The organism is Microbacterium phycohabitans, from assembly GCF_032464935.1.
In the GTDB taxonomy this organism is placed as follows: Bacteria; Actinomycetota; Actinomycetes; order Actinomycetales; family Microbacteriaceae; genus Microbacterium; species Microbacterium phycohabitans.
Window position 1 is genome coordinate 787,062 of record NZ_JAWDIT010000001.1, and the last position, 17,459, is coordinate 804,520.

General features: G+C 71.9%; 10 protein-coding genes. 6 read left to right on the plus strand and 4 right to left on the minus strand.

Annotated elements, in window-relative coordinates; all coding sequences use genetic code 11:
• The first annotated feature begins 102 nt into the window (after positions 1-102).
• Complete coding sequence (locus RWH44_RS03740; RefSeq protein ID WP_316003513.1) at positions 103-1,500, plus strand: DUF6421 family protein; 1,398 nt, start codon at positions 103-105, stop codon at positions 1,498-1,500.
• A 24-nt stretch (positions 1,501-1,524) separates the two neighbouring features.
• Complete coding sequence (locus RWH44_RS03745) at positions 1,525-2,259, plus strand: SDR family oxidoreductase (RefSeq protein ID WP_316003514.1); 735 nt, start codon at positions 1,525-1,527, stop codon at positions 2,257-2,259.
• Here RWH44_RS03745 and RWH44_RS03750 read toward each other — a convergent pair.
• Together RWH44_RS03750 and RWH44_RS03755 are read right to left on the minus strand one after the other, a co-directional pair.
• A complete protein-coding gene (locus RWH44_RS03750) occupies positions 2,256-3,881 on the minus strand; it encodes an MFS transporter (RefSeq protein ID WP_316003515.1) in 1,626 nt (541 codons plus the stop codon). The two genes, RWH44_RS03745 and RWH44_RS03750, sit on opposite strands and share 4 nt — an antisense overlap.
• Before the next feature lie 78 nt (positions 3,882-3,959).
• Positions 3,960-7,157, minus strand: coding sequence for a DEAD/DEAH box helicase (locus RWH44_RS03755; protein WP_316003516.1), 3,198 nt, complete (start codon positions 7,155-7,157; stop codon positions 3,960-3,962).
• A 101-nt stretch (positions 7,158-7,258) separates the two neighbouring features.
• Here RWH44_RS03755 and RWH44_RS03760 point away from each other — a divergent pair, with 101 nt between their 5' ends.
• Positions 7,259-8,326, plus strand: a complete 1,068-nt coding sequence (locus RWH44_RS03760; RefSeq protein ID WP_316003517.1) for a threonine aldolase family protein — start codon at positions 7,259-7,261, stop codon at positions 8,324-8,326.
• Between the two features lie 88 nt (positions 8,327-8,414).
• Here the strand turns inward: RWH44_RS03760 and RWH44_RS03765 are convergent, their stop codons facing one another.
• Both RWH44_RS03765 and RWH44_RS03770 read right to left on the minus strand, forming a co-directional pair.
• Entirely contained in the window at positions 8,415-10,337 is a 1,923-nt protein-coding gene (locus RWH44_RS03765) for a M3 family metallopeptidase (protein WP_316003518.1), read from the minus strand.
• Between the two features lie 82 nt (positions 10,338-10,419).
• Positions 10,420-11,034 carry an NUDIX hydrolase family protein gene (locus RWH44_RS03770; RefSeq protein ID WP_298870927.1) on the minus strand — a complete coding sequence of 205 codons (615 nt, stop codon included), beginning with the start codon at positions 11,032-11,034 and terminating at the stop codon, positions 10,420-10,422.
• Positions 11,035-11,187: 153 nt separating this feature from the next.
• Here RWH44_RS03770 and RWH44_RS03775 point away from each other — a divergent pair, with 153 nt between their 5' ends.
• The 3 genes from RWH44_RS03775 to RWH44_RS03785 all read left to right on the plus strand — a co-directional run bounded on the left by RWH44_RS03775 (position 11,188) and on the right by RWH44_RS03785 (position 17,397).
• Positions 11,188-11,853 (plus strand): alpha/beta hydrolase, encoded by a 666-nt coding sequence (locus tag RWH44_RS03775; protein ID WP_316003519.1) that lies wholly within the window; start codon positions 11,188-11,190, stop codon positions 11,851-11,853.
• A 101-nt stretch (positions 11,854-11,954) separates the two neighbouring features.
• Complete coding sequence (locus tag RWH44_RS03780; protein WP_316003520.1) at positions 11,955-16,628, plus strand: ATP-dependent helicase; 4,674 nt, start codon at positions 11,955-11,957, stop codon at positions 16,626-16,628.
• On the plus strand, positions 16,621-17,397 hold the full coding sequence (locus tag RWH44_RS03785) for a DNA-formamidopyrimidine glycosylase family protein (RefSeq protein WP_298870917.1): 777 nt from the start codon (positions 16,621-16,623) through the stop codon (positions 17,395-17,397). Before RWH44_RS03780 ends, RWH44_RS03785 begins: the two co-directional genes overlap by 8 nt.
• Positions 17,398-17,459 lie beyond the last annotated feature (62 nt).

Sequence of the window (17,459 nt, forward strand, 5' to 3'; positions counted from 1 at the left end):
ACAGTAGCAGTGCCCCCGGAGGGCACTCTGGCGCCCGCCGTAAGTTTTCCGTTAGCATTGCGGTTCGGCAGGAATATTTACAGCCCCTGATCGGAGGATGCCATGACCACCGCGACGCCCATCCGTGCTGACGAGGATCTGCTCGACGGTCGCGCCGTCGACGCGGTCGAGCACACTCCCGCGTGGGCCCGACTCAAGAACGCCACCACGGCTCTGCAGTCGCTGCAGGCGAAGGACGGCTCCGTCGAGGACGCCGCCGCCGCGGTACCGCTGATCGACGACATCGTCGGGGCGATCGAGACCCTCGCCCCGCTGTTCCCGCACGACGCCGCCTACCTCTCGGCATCCGTCGCCGACTTCCGCCGTTGGAGCGCGGAGGGTCTCGGCACCCCCGACTTCCTCGACTCGCTCGTGGCGTTCCAGCCCCAGGAGCACCGGGTCGACGGCATCCGGCACCTCGTCGTCTTCCCCATGTACACGCAGAACGGCTCGAGCGAGCGCCACGTCGAGGCGGTGCTGGTCGAGGCGATCTGGCCCGAGTTCATCGCCCGCCTCGAGACCGAGTACACCAACCGCCTCTTCGTCTCGCTCCGGCTCATCGACTTCACCTCGGGGTACGACACCAACTCCGCCGTGCTCTTCCCCGAGACGGTCGCGATGCGAGAGATCCCGACGTTCACGTGGGGCGCGATCTTCCAGGACCGCGAGGCCGCCCGCTACCGCCGCGTGACGCGCGCCGCCGCGGAGATCACCAAGCTCGAGCTGCCCGAGACCGCCGCCCGCCTGCTGGAGGACCAGTCGCTCACCGAGCAGACGTTCGTGATGTGGGACCTCATCCACGACCGCACGCACATGCGCGGAGACCTGCCGTTCGATCCGTTCATGATCAAGCAGCGGATGCCGTTCTTCCTCTACTCCCTCGAGGAGCTGCGCTGCGACCTCACCGCGTTCCGCGAGTGCGTGTCGCTGCAGGCGCGCCTGTCGACCCGCGACGACCTCGACGAGGCCGAGCGGGCGATGCTGCAGCACGCCGAGCTCGTGCAGTACGCCGTGATCTTCGACCGCATCTTCCGCTTCGCCATCACCGGCTCGCGGGTGCGCAACTACGACGGCCTCGGCGGACAGCTGCTGTTCGCGTGGCTGCACCAGCACCGCGTGCTGCACTGGACCGACACCTCGCTCGCGTTCGACTGGGACGAGGTGCCCGCCGCCGTGGTGGCCCTGGCCGATGCGATCGACGAGCTCTACTGGCGCTCGATCGACCGCCCGAAGGTCGCCCACTGGCTCGCGGCCTACGAGCTCGTCAGCTCCGTCGTGACCCCGCACCCCGCCTCGGTCTGGGCGCGGGGCCTGCCCGATGACGTGCTCGCGGGCCTGCCGAAGGGGTACACCGACGCGGTGCTCGACGACGAGTTCCCCCTGTCGATGTTCTTCGAAGCGCTCGAGAAGAAGATGCGTCCGGTGATCGCCTCCACGGAGGGCATCCGCGGGTCGGATTGACCGATCGACGATGACGGAGACCGCATGACCGATGCAACGCAGGCCCAGGGGCAGGCCCGGGGACAGGCGCGGGAGCAGACGCAGGAACTCGTGCGGGGGCGACTCGTGCTCCTCGCCGGCGGGACGAGCGCGGCGGGCCGCGCCGCAGCGCGCGCGCTGCTCGAGGCGGGCGCCCGGGTCGTGATCGTGGGGTCGGACGCCACCCGTCTGGCGGAAGCCGCGGCGGAAGCGCCCGGTGCCCTCACCGAGCAGTGCGACCTCACCGATGCGGATGCCGTGTCCGCGCTGCGCGACCGCGTGCACGCCGCGCACGGCGGGGTGGACGGCGTTCTCCATCTCGTCGGCGGATGGCGCGGGGGCGGCGGGCTGGCCGGCCAGAGCGACGAGGACTTCGCCTTCCTGCTCCGATCGTTCACGGCGCTTCGAACCGTCAGCCGCGCCTTCGACGACGACCTGAAGGCATCGCCCGCCGGCCGTCTCGCCATCGTGTCGTCGACCGCGGTCAGCCGCCCCCTGGCCGGCGGCGCGAACTACGCCGCCGTCAAGGCCGCGAGCGAGGCGTGGACGCGAGCGGTCGCCCAGGGGTTCGCGAAGAGTGCCCGCGACGCGGATCACCCGATCTCCGCCGCGGCCGTCATCTTCCGGGTGAAGAGCCTGGCCGGTCTCGAGGACGCCCTGGCCGCCGCCTTCGTCTCCCTGTGGGACGACACCGCCGACGCCTTCATCGATGTCGTGATCGAGGTGGGGGCGGGCGCCTAGGGGCGGCCTCCCGAACGGGAATCACGCTCCGCGCCCGGCTCCGCGGATGCGCGGCTGGACATCGCGACGCCATCGCGGCGCGACCCCTCTTCGAGAGTCGCCGCCGCCGTAGAGGCCGGGACGGCAGAGCCGGTCGCGCCGATGGCATCCCCCTCGCCCGACGTCGCGGGCGCGGCTGCGCCGGTACCGTTCGTGCCTGCGGCGTCGTTCGCGTGTGCATCCGCACTCGCATCGAGGTCTGCGTTGGCGTCGGCCGATCGATACTGCGTGGACAGCGTGCGGTACGACCGGGTGAAGAACGCGAGCACGCCGACCACGACCATCACGAGACCGGCGATCACGAAGACCAGCGCGATGCCGCGCGACTGTCCGTCGCCGAGCAGCCACCCCCATGCGGCACGCCCGCTCGCGCCCTCCATGTAGGGGATGACCACGAACTGCGCGATCGGCGCGATCAGGAACGAGGTGACGGGGGCGGCGGCCGATTCGAAGGCCGCGGCGAAGCCGAAGACGCGTCCCTGTGTGGCGAACGGCACGACCTTCTGGATCACGGTCTGCTCGGCCGCTTCGACGGGCGGGATCAGCGCCATGTACACCCAGATGCCGACCGCGTAGAGCCACCACCAGTCACGGAGGGTGAAGACCGCACCGAGCGCCCCCATGGCGATGACGATCCACAGCATGGTGCGGATCGGGTTCTTGCCGAGCCCGAACCTCGCGACCAGCCCTCCGCCGATGATGAAGCCGGTCGCGGTGACGGCGAGCACGACGCCCCAGACTTCGGCGTCGTAGACCCGGCCGTCGATCTCGATGCGGAACAGCTCGAGACCGTACGGGTCCATCAGCGCCATGTAGACGCCGCCGATGAGGTTGTTGAACGTCGTGAAGATGATGAGGGCGAACAACCCGGGTGCGGCTCGGACGGCCCGGACGGCCCCGCCCAGGTCGACGAGGGAACCCGCCTCGGCCCCCGCCGCCGGACGATTCTCGGGGATGCGGATCGTGAGGAGGTGCACGAGCGCCACGACGGTGAGCCCCACGGCGATCGCCAGCGTCCACCCCATGCCGAGGAATCCGACCGAGAGCCCGCTGAAGACACTGGTCACGACGAACGCGAGCCCTTGGACGGTGCCGACGAGGCCGTTCGCGTTCGCGTGACGCTCGACCGGCACGAGGAGGGTGACCGTGGTCGACAGGGCGATGTTGCGGAGGTTCTCGATCACGGCACCCGCGAGGATGATCCCCGAGAAGAGCCAGAACCAGGGTGCGCCGAGGTCGAGGAGCGCCGCCTCGGGGAAGGCGAGCCAGAGAGCTCCCGCGAGGAGGAAGGCCCCGAGGGTCACGACGCCCGAGAAGACCATGACGCGGTGCTTGCGGTGGCGGTCCACGAGGGAGCCGAAGACCATCGCGAAGATCGCGAGCAGCAGCATGTAGGCACCGCCGACGATGCCCGTCGCCAGCACCGAACGCGTTTCGAGGTAGACCCAGAACGTGAGCGCGAACCAGAGGAAACTCGTGGTGACGTTGGCCGCAGCCGTGTTGATCAGCACGGCGAGGAAGGTGCGGCGCCCGCTCTCGGGCGCGACCGAGACGACGGCGTCGGGAGCTGACTCGGGGGTCATGAGCACACGGTAGACCCGACCCCCGACATCGGCCAGACCTCGGCGTTCGCGACCGGGCTCGACACCCGGGCCTCGCGATCAGTCGAGCAGACTCCGGATGTCGTCGGCGGTCAGGCTCGGGCCGCCCGCGAACGTGCCCCCGCCCTCGTCGGAACCGCCGTCGAGGACGCGCGAGAAGAGATCGGCCTTCGCCTGACGCAGCGCCACGACCTTCTCCTCGACCGTGTCGGACGAGACCAACCGGTACACGATCACCGGTCTGGTCTGTCCGATGCGGTGGGCGCGGTCGATCGCCTGCTCCTCGACGGCGGGGTTCCACCACGGGTCCAACAGCACGACGTAGTCGGCCTCGACGAGGTTGAGCCCCACTCCGCCCGCCTTCAGCGAGACGAAGAACGCCGGCGCATCCCCGTCGCGGAACCGGTCGATCTCGGCCTGCCGGTTCACGGTGGTGCCGTCGAGGTAGCCGGATGCCAGTCCCGCATCGGTGCAGCGCTGACGGGCCGCCTTGAGGAAGCGCGTGAACTGGCTCAGCACGAGTACCCGATGCCCCTCGGCCTCGGCCTCGACCAGGAGGTCTTCCAGGGCGTCGAGCTTCGCGGACGGCGCATCCCCCTCGTCGACGAGGGAGGGGTCGAGCGCGAGCTGACGCAGCATCGTGAGGGAGCGGAAGATCGCGAACCGGTTGCCCTCGGCGTCGTCGTCGAGCAGCCCCAGCAGTCGCTGGCGCTCGCGATGGAAACGCCGGTCGTAGAGCTTGCGGTGCGCGGGGTGCAGGGCGACCTCGATGATCGTCTCCTGCTTGGGCGGGAGCTCTGCGGCGACGAGGTCTTTCGTCCGCCGCAGGAGGAACGGCCGGATACGCCGGCGCAGGAGATCGAGCCGCTCGGCGTCGGCGCCCTTCTCGATGGGCGTGCGGTACAGCTCGGTGAACGACTCGCGCGTTCCGAGCAGCCCCGGGGCCACGAGCGACATGAGCGCCCACAGCTCGAGCAGGTTGTTCTCCATCGGCGTGCCGGTGATGACGAGCGTGAAGGGCACCGCGAGCGCCCGGGCCGCCCGGTAGCCGCGAGACGACGGGTTCTTGATCTGTTGCGCTTCGTCGAGCACGAGACCCGACCAGTCGACCTCGGCGTACTGCTCCTGCTCGAGCCGGAACAGGGCGTAGCTGGTGACGACGACGTGCGCCCCCGTCGCGGCGTCGGCGATCGTGCCGGCGCGCCGCGCCCGCGTGGCCGAGATCGTGCGGACCTCGAGGTCGGGTGCGAAGGTCGCGCACTCGCGCGCCCAGTTGCCCACGACACTCGTCGGCGCGACGATCAGGAACGGCGGGAGCGTCGGGTCGTCGGCACGGGCCGCCTCCATCATGGCGATGGTCTGCACCGTCTTGCCCAGCCCCATGTCGTCGGCGAGGATGCCGCCGAGCCCCTGGGTGCGCAGGAAGTGGAGCCAGTCGAGCCCCGAACGCTGATAGTCCCGGAGGGTGGCTCGCAGCCCCACCGGGGGATCGACCCGGGTGAGGGCCGCCTCATCGGTCAGACCGCGCACGCGCAGCCACCACTCGGCCTCCTGGACGGCGAGCATGCCGAGCTCGGACAGGTCGTCCCACAGCCCCACGTTGTAGCGGTTGATCGTGAGCTCGTTGCCCGGCCGGTCGGCGAGGGTGCGGGCCTCGTCGATGACGGCGCGGAGGCGGTCGAAGTCGGGGCTGTCGAGCCGGACGTACTCGCCATCGCCCAGGAAGAGCACCCGGTCGCCGAGCGCCAGGGCGGTGTAGAGGGCGGTGAAGTCGACCTCGACCTCTCCCACGGTCACCCGGGCGTTCAGGTCGAACCAGTCGCTGCCGTCGTCGGCGCCGGTGCTCAGCTGCACCACGGGGACCTCGGCCGAGGCGCGGTAGTCGGGAGCGTCGCCGCGCACCTCCACGCGGACGGACTCGAGGGCCCGCAGACGCGGCATCATCTCCCCCACGAACAGTGCCGCCGCCGCGGGCGCCATCGCTCGCGCCGGCGCGGTCCCCGTCGCGAACGGCGTCGGGACGTCGATGCGCATCTCTTCGGCGAGGGAGGAGACCGCGCCCCACACCGCACCCTCGTGCTCATCGTGGCGGCGGCCCTGCGTCGACGAGCGGTCCCAGCGCGTGGCGAGCGTCGTGGAGGCGTCACGATGCTCCACGGTCACCTCGAGCACGGGACGCGGCGCGGGAGGAACATCGACGGTGCCCCGCGGCGAGACCACCGGAGCGTCGAGCTGGAGCCGCGGGAGGTACTCGCGCAGGAACGTCTCGGACCCGCGCTCGTCGACGGTGAGCGCGCTCGAGCGGGCGAGGAGTCCGCGGACCGGTCCCGACGCGGGTGTCGACAGCCGCACGAGGGTGATGCGCTCGTCGTCGCCGTCGCGGTCGGCGACGAACGCCACGGCCACGGCGGGGTCTCCCACCACCCAGGAGGGCAGCGCGGCCGTCTCGTCGTCGACGCCCTGCACCGCCCCGCGAACGTGCAGCGTCGGGCCGCGGCGGTCCAGCGCCACCGCTGCGGTCACGGGCTCTTCGACGACGCGGACCGGGTGATGGATGCCGGCACCCGATACGAGCGGGACCCCCGCCGCGACGACGGCCTCGAGCTGCAGCCACAGGGAGTGCGGGGGCACGGCGGCGAGGGGCATCCACTCGTCGGACAGATACGGGCCGGCGCTGAAGCGCCCCAACCGCCCCAGGCTGTCGAGAGCGGCACGCGCCCGCGGCTCGGCCGGGAGCGTCGCCAGGGCCGACCAGCCGGCCCGACCCTTGATCCACGTGCCGCGAGTGCCCCGCACCCCCGGTCGCGCGCTGAGCGTGAGCGCCGTTCCGTAGCCGCGCCCGCCGCCGCGGCGGATGGAGAGGAAGAGGCAGAGGTCGAAGGGGGCTTCGTCGCCGACGACCGGGGCGGCGGCGAACAGTTCGTCGAGCGAGCGCTGCCACTCGGCGCGGGGCGGGCGGCCCGCCGAGATGAGGCGGTCGAACAGCACCAGCGCCGCCGCGCACGAGTGCTCGCACTCGGGTCCGCGTCCGCACGAGCACCACCCGGAGAGGCGGGACAGGTCGTCGGGGACGCGGAGCTCGAGGTGTTCGTACCCCGACGCTCCGAAGGACTGCGCCGTGACCACGAGGACACCGGCGACGGATCGTGCGTCGCCGACCTCGACCGAGCCGTAGACGAGCAGGCGGTCGGCGCGCGTCATCGCGGACGCCGAGAACATCTCGCCGGCGATGCTGAGTGCTTCGGGATCCAACCGCATCCCTCCATTGTCGTCGGGGGCACGGACACCCCGACGCGTCACCGGATTCCCGTGGAGGAGATCGCCCCTGGGGAGGAGCCGGGAAAAGTTACGCTGGAGGGGTGACTTCCCTCCACGACACGTCGGTGCGCGGCTTCGCGTCCGACAACTATTCCGGCATCCACCCCGACGTGCTCGCCGCGATCGCGACGGCCAACGAAGGCCACCAGGTCGCCTACGGCGAAGACGTCTACACGGCGCGCCTGCAGGAGCTCTTCGTCTCGCTGCTGGGCGACGGCGTCGAGGCGTACCCCGTCTTCAACGGCACGGGCGCCAACGTCGTCGGGCTGCAGTCGATGCTGCCCCGCTGGGGCGCGGTGATCTCGGCATCCACCGCGCACATCAACGTCGACGAGGGAGGAGCCCCCGAGCGCGTGGGCGGCATCAAGCTGCTCACGGTCCCCACCGACGACGGCAAGCTCACGCCCGAGCTCGTCGACCGCGAGGCGTGGGGCTGGGGTGACGAGCACCGCGCGCAGCCGCTCGTGGTCTCGATCACGCAGTCGACCGAGCTGGGCACGCTGTACAGCGTCGAGGAGGTCCGCGAGCTGGCCGCCCACGCGCACGGCCACGGCATGCGCCTGCACATGGACGGAGCGCGCATCGCGAACGCCGCCGCCGCTCTCGACGTCCCGCTGCGCACCTTCACCCGCGACGCGGGCGTCGACGTGCTGAGCTTCGGCGGCACGAAGAACGGCGCGATGATCGGCGAGGCCATCGTCGTTCTCGACCCCGAGGCGTCGACCGGGCTCACCTACCTGCGCAAGCTCGACATGCAGCTCTCGAGCAAGATGCGCTTCGTGTCGGCCCAGCTGGTCGCGCTCCTCGACGGCGATCTCTGGCTGCGCAACGCCCGTCACTCCAACGCGATGGCGCAGCGCCTGCGCGCAGGCGTCGAGGCGGGACTGGCCGACGGCTCGATCCAGGGCGTGGAGTTCACCCAGCCCACGCAGGCCAACGGCGTGTTCGCGACCCTGCCGGCCGGCGTCGCCGATCGGCTGCGCGCGAGCTTCCGGTTCTACGACTGGGACGAGATGCGCCGCGAGGTGCGCTGGATGTGCTCGTTCGACACCACGGAAGACGACATCGACGCGTTCGTCGCCGCGATCGCGCGCGAGACGACCGCGTGACCTGACGCGCCTGCGCCCGTCGCCGACGGGATCGACGCGAGCCCGAGGGCCGCGGCATCCGGACCAGGATGCCGCGGCCCTCGTCGTCTCACGCTCCCGCGAGCCAGTCGCGGTAGGCGTCGAACGTGCTCTCACGCCCGAGGAACGACTCGACGAGCTCCCGAGCGTCGCGGGTGCCGCCGGGTTCGAGGATCTCGCGGCGGTAGCGCGTCGCCGTGTCGACGTCGAAGAGGTCGTCGCCGAACGCCGAGAGCAGGTCGCGCGCGATGACGAGGCTCCACTGGTACGTGTAGTAACAGGCCCCGTAGCCCGTGAGGTGCCCGAACCCGGCGTACGAGTGCGCACCGTCGAGCGGGGTCACCGGACTCGCGGCGCGGTAGTAGCCGTCGACGGCCGCGGCCAGATCCACCGGGCGGTCCACGTGCAGGCGGTACGAGGTGGTCGCGTGCCCGAGCTGCCTCGTCACCTCGAGGCCGCGCCCGAAGGCGTCGGCGGTGCGCATTCGCGCGACGAGGTCGGCGGGGATGGGCTCGCCCTGGTCGTTCACGGCGAAGGCGGCGAGCGCCTCGGCATCCCACGCCCACTCCTCGAGCAGCTGGCTGGGCGCCTCGACGAAGTCCCACTCGGTCGCCACGCCCGTCCAGCGCGCCCATGTCTGGTGGCCGCCGAGGATGTCGTGCACGAGGTGACCGAACTCGTGGAAGAAGGTCACGACCTCGTCGTGTTCGAGCAGTCCGCGCGAGAAATTGCACAGCAGCACCGATTCGGGCAGCGCGCGCCCCGCGATGCCGGAAGCGAGTCCGAAGCACGCGGCATGGTTGTACTTGCCCTCGCGGGGGTGCAGGTCGAGGTGGATGCGACCGAGTCGCTCCCCCGCGCGGACGACGTCGTACGTGCGCACGTCGTCGTGCCACGACGGAGCCTCGACTGGCACGTAGTCGACGTCGAGCAGGCGCCCGGTGGTGGCGAGGACCCCGTCGAGCACCCGGTCGAAGCGGAAATAGGAGCGCACGAGCTGCGCGTCGACGTCGTACTCCTCGCGCTTGAGCGCACCCAGGACGTACCAGAAGTCGGCGATCGTGACGGCCTCGGCGGTGGGGTCGTCGCGCCGGAGACGGGCGAGGACGCGCTCGTATTCGGCGGTCGCCGCCGGAGCCACGGCCTCCGCGACCCGCTCGAGGAATGCCGCGACCGCGGCGCTCGAGCCGATCATGCGCGTCTCGGTCTCGTAGTCGGCCCAGTCGCCGTAGCCGAGCAGCGCCGCGCGCTCCGCCCGCACCGCGAGCAGCTCGGCGAGCACGGGCTCGTTGACGGGCCACGCGAGGTCGTTGTACGTCGCCACCAGGGCGTGTCGCACCGACCGGTCGCGCGCGTACTCGCGCACGGGCATCAGGTCGGTGTACTCGGTGGTGAGGGTGACCATCCCCTCGTCGTCGGCGGGGTGCTCGGCGAGGAAGTCGTCGGGGAGGCCGTCGAGCGACGACGCCGGGACGCGGATCTCGCGACGACCCTCGCGGATGTTGCGTGAGAACGTCAGCGACAGCTCGGTGTCGCGATCGGTCAGCTCGCGCACGCGTTCGCGATCGGCATCCGCGAGATCGACGCCCCCGCGACGGAAGTCCCGCCGGACGTGCTCGAGGAAGCGCCGCTCGTCGGGGTCGAGCCCGTCGGGGTCGGCATCGGCGAAGACGCCCCAGAGCTCGCGCTCGAGGAGCCGGCGCGATTGCACGGCATCCACGGTCTGCGCCTGCTTCTCGGCGGCGTCGCGGACGCCGGCGTCGGGGTGCGACTCGCTGAGGAGGTGGGAGGGCGCCGCGGCATCGGCGAGGGCGAGATCCGCCTCGTTCCACAGGGCGAGACGCTCGCGCAGGCTCAGGTCGGTCTCGGCGACGAGCCGCGCGTCGATCTCGGCGACCCGGTCGAGGAGTCCACGCGGACGCTCTTCGGCGAACGCGCGCCAACCATCGAGGTCGTGGGGCAGGGTCAGGGGTTCCAGGGGAGAATCCGGCATCCTCCGACCCTAGGCAGAGCCTGCGACGCCGGGCAATGGCCGGGGGACGACCTCCCGCCCTCCCAGGCCTGGGGAGGAGTGGTCAGCGCAGGGCGCCGACCGAGGCCAGCGCGAGCCGGATGAGCGTGCCGCGGCCGCCCTCCATCTCGTCGGAGAGGGCATCGGATGCCGCCTCCTGCGGCGAGAGCCACGTGACCTCGAGCGCGTCCTGACGCGGTTCGCACGTGCCGGTGACCGGCACGACGTACGCGAGGGACACCGCGTGCTGGCGGTCGTCGTGGAAGGCGCTCACGCCCGGGAGCGGGAAGTACTCCGCCACGGTGAAGGGGGTGGGCTGCGGCGGCAGCAGCGGGAAGGCCATGGGCCCGAGGTCGTTCTCGAGGTGGCGGAACAGCGCATCGCGCACCGTCTCGCCGTAGCGCACGCGACCCGAGACCAGCGTGCGGGTCATCTCGCCGAGCGGGGTCGCCCGCAGCAGGATGCCGACCTGCGTCACCGCGCCCATGCCGTCGGTGCGCACCGGCAGCGCCTCGACGTAGAGCATCGGGAGGCGCCGGCGCGCCTCGGCCAGCTCGACCTCGCTCAGCCAGCCCGGGTTGGGGTTGGGGCCTCCCTGCGCGCCTGAGAACGACGCCGAGAGCGGCTCGCGCTCGTCGCCGTTGTCGCCGGGTTCGGGGTCGGGGGTACGCACGGGCATGATCCCTGTATATCAACGTCTGCTCCGGATGCCGCGTTCGGCGGTGCCGGAGCGGTCGCGCGGCGATCGCCCGTACCGGTCTCCGATCCCCTCCTGCATCGCGCCGCCCCGCGCGAGCGCCGCCGTGTCGGAGGCCTTTGCCACAATGGCGGCATGAGCGCGCATCCCTCCCTCGATCCCTCCGTCGTGCGGTGGTCCGTCCCCGCGGCCGAGCGCGGCGATCGCCCGGTGCTGCTTCTGCTGCACGGCTACGGCTCCGACGAGCACGACCTGTTCGGCCTCGTGCCGTACCTGCCCGAGGCCTTCGTGGTCGCGAGCGTGCGCGCTCCGCTGGCGCCGCCGTGGCCCATGCCCGGAGCCTCGTGGTACCCGATCGAGGGTCTCGACGGGCGCGACCCCGAGGCCGTGACCCTCGCGGCGCACGCGGTGCTGTCGTGGGTGCGGGAGGCCGTGGGCGAGGCGCCCGTGGGCCTGCTCGGGTTCTCGCAGGGCGGCGCGGTGGCGCTGCAGACCCTCCGTGCGGCGCCCGACGCGGTGTCGTTCGCCGTCGTGCTCGCCGGCTACGCCGCGGGTGGGGAGCTGCCGGGCGACGACATCCTCGCCGAACGTCGCCCCCCGGTGTTCTGGGGGCGCGGGGCCGCGGACGACGTCATCCCCGCGGCGCTCGTCGATTCGACGGCGCAGTGGCTCCCCGTGCACAGCGAGCTGAGCGGGCGGGTGTACCCCGGGCTCACGCACTCCATCTCGCAGGACGAGCTCGACGACGTGCGGGCGTTCCTCGAGGCACGGCTGCGCGACCGCGACGCCGCCTCCGACTGAGCGGCGCGGGGCCCGTGCGGCCCCGCCCTCCCGACGGGCGTTCCGCGACCAGCGAACGTCAAGCCCGACCCGATGTCGGAGGTCCGGGAGAGGATGTCGGCATGGCCGACGTGCTCGAGAGATTCGGTCCTGCGACGCAGGACTGGTTCCGTGGCGCGTTCTCCGCGGCCACCAACGCGCAGAAGGGCGCGTGGGAATCCGTCTCGTCCGGTCGCAACGCGCTGGTGGTCGCCCCGACGGGCTCGGGCAAGACGCTGTCGGCCTTCCTCTTCGCGATCGACCGCATCTTCCGAGAGAAAGCCCCCGAGGCCGCGGATGCCGCGCCCGCGCGCCGCGGCAAGAAGGCGGCCGCGAAGGCCCCCGCCACGAACACCCGCGTCCTGTACATCTCGCCGCTGAAGGCGCTCGGTGTCGACGTCGAGCGCAACCTCCGCTCGCCCCTCGTCGGCATCGGCCAGTCGGCCCGGCGACTCGGCATCGACGTCCCGGCCGTGAGCGTGGGCGTGCGCTCGGGAGACACCAGTTCGAGCGATCGCCGCAAGCTCGTCTCCGACCCGCCCGACATCCTGATCACCACTCCCGAGTCCCTGTACCTCATGCTCACGAGCCAGGCGGCCGAAACGCTGCGCGGGGTGCACACGGTGATCATCGACGAGGTGCACGCGGTCGCCGCCACCAAGCGCGGCGCGCACCTCGCGGTGAGCCTCGAGCGACTCGACGCCCTCCTCGACTCCCCCGCCCAGCGCATCGGGCTGTCGGCCACGGTGCGGCCGATCGACGAGGTCGCGCGGTTCCTCGGTGGAGCACAGCCCGTCGACATCGTGGCCCCCAAGGCCACGAAGGCCTTCGACCTGTCGGTCGTCGTGCCGGTCGACGACATGCTCAACCCACCGCCCCCGCCCGGATCGCCGGCTCCCGACGAAGCGGCCGAGGGCGAGTGGTTCTCCGAGCGCCCCGAGAGCACCGAGATGGCGGGGTCGGTCTGGCCCCACGTCGAGGAGGCCATCGTCGATCGCATCCTCCAGCGGCGATCGACCATCGTCTTCGCCAACTCCCGGCGTCTCGCCGAGAGGCTGACCGGACGCCTGAACGAGATCTACGCCGAGCGCCAGGGCATCGACGTCCCCGAGCCCACCGTGCCGGCATCCCTCATGGCGCAGGCCGGATCCTCGGCCGGCGTCGCCGCGATCCTCGCGAAGGCCCACCACGGCTCGGTCTCGAAGGAGCAGCGGGCCCAGGTCGAAGACGAGCTGAAGTCGGGGGCGCTGCGGTGCGTCGTGGCGACGAGCAGCCTCGAGCTCGGTATCGACATGGGCTCGGTCGACCTCGTCATCCAGGTCGAATCGCCGCCGAGCGCGGCATCCGGTCTCCAGCGCGTCGGGCGCGCGGGCCACCAGGTCGGCGAGGTGAGCCGCGCCGCCCTCTTCCCGAAGCACCGCAGCGACGTGCTGCACACCGCGGTGGTCACCGAGCGCATGCTCGGCGGACGCATCGAGGCGATCTCCGTGCCGCAGAACCCGCTCGACATCCTCGCGCAGCAGACCGTCGCCGCGTCGGCCCTCGGGTCGATCGACGTCGAGGAGTGGTTCGACACCGTCAAGCGCAGTGCGCCGTTCCGTTCCCTCCCCCGGTCGGCCTACGAGGCGACGCTCGATCTGCTCGCCGGCCGCTACCCCTCCGACGAGTTCGCCGAACTGCGCCCGCGCCTGGTGTGGGACCGCGACGCGGGGACGCTGACGGGGCGGCCGGGCGCCCAGCGCGTCGCCGTGACCAGCGGCGGCACGATCCCCGACCGCGGTCTGTTCGGCGTCTTCGTCGCCGGGGAGTCGCAGAACGCCCGCGTGGGTGAGCTCGACGAAGAGATGGTCTACGAGTCGCGCGTCAACGACGTGTTCACCCTCGGCACGACGAGTTGGCGCATCGTCGAGATCACCCACGACCGTGTGAACGTCGTCCCGGCGTTCGGCCAACCGGGCAAGCTGCCGTTCTGGCACGGCGACGGCATCGGTCGCCCCGCCGAGCTCGGCGAGGCACTGGGCAAGTTCTCCCGCGACATCGCCGGCGCCGACCGCGCCAAAGCCGAAGAGCGTCTGCGCGAATCGGGGCTCGACGACAACGCCATCGCCAACCTGCTCGCCTACCTCGCCGAGCAGCGCGAGGCCACCGGGAGCCTGCCCACCGACAAGACGCTCACGGTCGAGCGCAGCCGCGACGAGGTCGGCGACTGGCGCATCATCCTGCATTCCCCCTACGGCATGCAGGTGCACTCCCCCTGGGCCCTGGCGGTGAACGCGCGCATCCGCGAGCGTCTCGGCGTCGAGGGCGCCGCCGTGGCGAGCGACGACGGCATCATCGCGCGCGTTCCGGATGCCGCAGCCGAACCGCCCGGCGCCGATCTCTTCGTCTTCGAGCCCGACGAGCTCGAGCAGATCGTCACCGACGAGGTCGGCGGCTCCGCACTGTTCGCCTCGCGGTTCCGCGAGTGCGCCGCGCGCGCCCTGCTCCTCCCGCGTCTGAACCCGAACCGGCGTTCCCCTCTCTGGCAGCAGCGCCAACGTTCGGCCCAGCTGCTCGAGGTGGCGAAACGGCATCCCCGTTTCCCGATCATCCTCGAGACGCTGCGCGAGGTGCTGCAGGACGTCTACGACCTGCCCGCGCTGTTGCGCATCACGCGCCAGATCGGCGAGCGCCGCATCCGCCTCGTCGAGATCACCACCTCGCAGCCCTCGCCCTACGCCCGCGATCTGCTGTTCGGCTACGTCGGGGCGTTCATGTACGAGGGCGACTCGCCCCTCGCCGAGCGTCGCGCCGCCGCGCTCTCGGTCGATCCCGCGCTGCTGAGCGAGCTGCTCGGCAAGGTCGAGATGCGCGAACTCCTCGACCCCGACGTGATCGCCCAGTTCGAGCGCGAGGTGCAACGGCTCGACCCCGACCGGCGCGCCCGAGGGGTGGAGGGGGTCGCCGACCTGCTGCGCATCCTCGGTCCCCTCGACGCGGCCGAGGTGTCGGCGCGTCTCGACACCGACGGCGACGCCCTCGCCGAGGCAGAGCACCACCTCGCAACGCTCGTCGACGAGCGTCGGGCCATCCGTGTGACGATCGCCGGGATCCCGCGCGTAGCCGGCATCGAAGACGCCGGTCGCCTTCGCGACGCCCTCGGTGCCGCCCTGCCCGTCGGCATCCCGAACGCCTTCCTCGAACCGCTCGCCGATCCGCTCGGCGACCTGGTCGCCCGTTTCGCCCGCACGCACGCCCCCTTCACGACGGATGCCGTGGCCGAGCGGCTCGGTGTCGGTGTCGCCGTCGCCCGACTCACGCTGCAGCGACTCGAGTCGCAGGGGCGCCTGTCGAGCGGCTTCTTCCTCCCGGAGGCCTCGGGGGGAGCGCGCGGCGATGACATGGAGTGGTGCGACGTCGAGGTGCTGCGGCGCTTGCGCATGCGCTCCCTCGCCGCGATCCGCGGCAGTGTCGAGCCCGTACCGCCCGCCGCCTACGCGCGGTTCCTCCCCGTGTGGCAGCATCTCGGCCGACCCCTCGAGGGGATCGACGGCGTGCTGGCCGTCGTCGAGCAGCTGGCGGGGGTCCCCATCCCCGCGAGTGCGTGGGAATCGCTCGTGCTGCCCTCCCGCGTCGCCGATTACAGCCCGGCCCTGCTCGACGAGCTGACCGCCACGGGCGAGGTGGTCTGGTCGGGCCACGGCACCCTGCCTGGCCGTGACGGGTGGATCGCCCTGCACCCGGCGGAGGCCGCTCCCTTCACGCTGCAAGACCCCGACGAGGCCGACGACCCCGCCCCCGATTCGCTCGAGGCGCGACTCCTCGCGGCTCTCTCCGGCGGCGGCGCCTACTTCGCGGCCCAGCTGAAGCAGCTGGCCGGGGCCGAGAACGAGCAGTCCGTCAACGACGCACTGTGGGCGCTCACCTGGACTGGGCGAGTGACGAACGACACGTTCGCTCCGGTGCGCACCCTGCTCAGCGGGGGCGGGCAGTCGCACCGCGTCGCTCGGCGGGCGCCACGGGCCCGCATGTACCGCGGGGCCGCCATGCCCCGCGCGACCTCGGCTCCTCGACCGCCCTCGCTCGGCGGACGCTGGTCGCTCCTGCCCGAGCGCGAAGCGGATGCCGCGGCACGGGCGACCGCCACCGCGAGCCTCCTGCTCGACCGGTACGGCGTCGTCACCCGCGGAGCCGTTCAATCGGAAGGGGTGCCGGGCGGATTCGCTCAGGTCTACCGCATCCTCGCCGGGTTCGAAGAGGCCGGGCACTGCCGTCGCGGCTACGTCATCGAGAAGCTCGGTGCGGCGCAGTTCGCGGCGTCGGCGACCGTCGACCGCCTGCGCGAGTTCGCCGCGGTCGCCGATCCCCCACCGCTGCGGACCGTCACGCTCGCCGCCACCGACCCCGCCAACCCGTACGGTGCCGCCCTCGGCTGGCCGGCGATCGAGGGGGTCACGCACCGCCCCGGACGCAAAGCGGGCGGCCTGGTCGTGCTCGTCGACGGAGAGCTGACGCTGTACCTCGAGCGTGGGGGCCGCAGCGCTCTCGCCTTCACCGATGATGAGGCCTCCCTCCAGGCTGCGGCGCGCCACCTCGCGGAGACGGCGCGCAAGAGGCGGCTCGACACGCTGACGGTGGAGCAGGTGAACGGCGAGTTCGTCTACGGCACCGCCGTCGGGCGTGCCCTTCGCGAGGCCGGCTTCGTGGAGTCGCCGAAGGGTCTGACGCTGCGCAAGCTCACCGCCGGCGACACCCTGCGAGAGGCCGCGCGTGCCTGAGGGCGACACCGTCTACCGCGCCGCCGCGAAGCTGAACGCCGCACTGGCGGGCAGGGTCGTCACGCGCTTCGACATCCGCGTCCCCGGCAGCGCCACCGCCGATCTGCGCGGCGAGACCGTGCACGAGGTGGCGGCCCGCGGCAAACACCTCCTGCACCGCATCGGCGGCTACACCCTGCACTCGCACCTCAAGATGGAGGGCCGCTGGGACCTCTACCGCCCCGGGCAGCGGTGGCGACGCCCCGCGTTCAAGGCCCGCGCGATCGTCGGCGTCGACGGCATGGATGCCGTCGGCTTCGACCTCGCGATGGTCGAGGTCCTGCGCACCACCGACGAGCACACCGTCATCGGCCACCTCGGCCCCGACCTGCTCGCCGACGACTGGGACGAAGCGGAGGCGGTGCGGCGCGTCTCCGTCGACGACCGGGCAGCCCACGTCGCCCTTCTCGACCAGCGCAACGTCGCGGGTTTCGGCAACGTCTACGCGAACGAGCTCCTCTTCGTGCGGGGCATCGCTCCCACGACCCCCGCGACGCGGATCGACGCCCGCGCGACGATCGCCCTCGGCGAGCGCATGATCCGCGCGAACCTCCCGCGGCCCGAACGCACATTCACCGGCGACAGCAGGCCCGGTCGTCGCTTCTGGGTCTACGGGCGCGAGGGCGCGCCGTGCCGGCGCTGCGGCACCCCCATCCGAGCCACGACCCTGGGCGCGACCGACACGAGCGAGCGCAACGTGTTCTGGTGCCCGACCTGTCAGCCCGGCTGAGACCGGATCCGCAGCGCACCTCGACGGGGTGCACCGACCGTGCGCGCGACTCCCGGCATCCC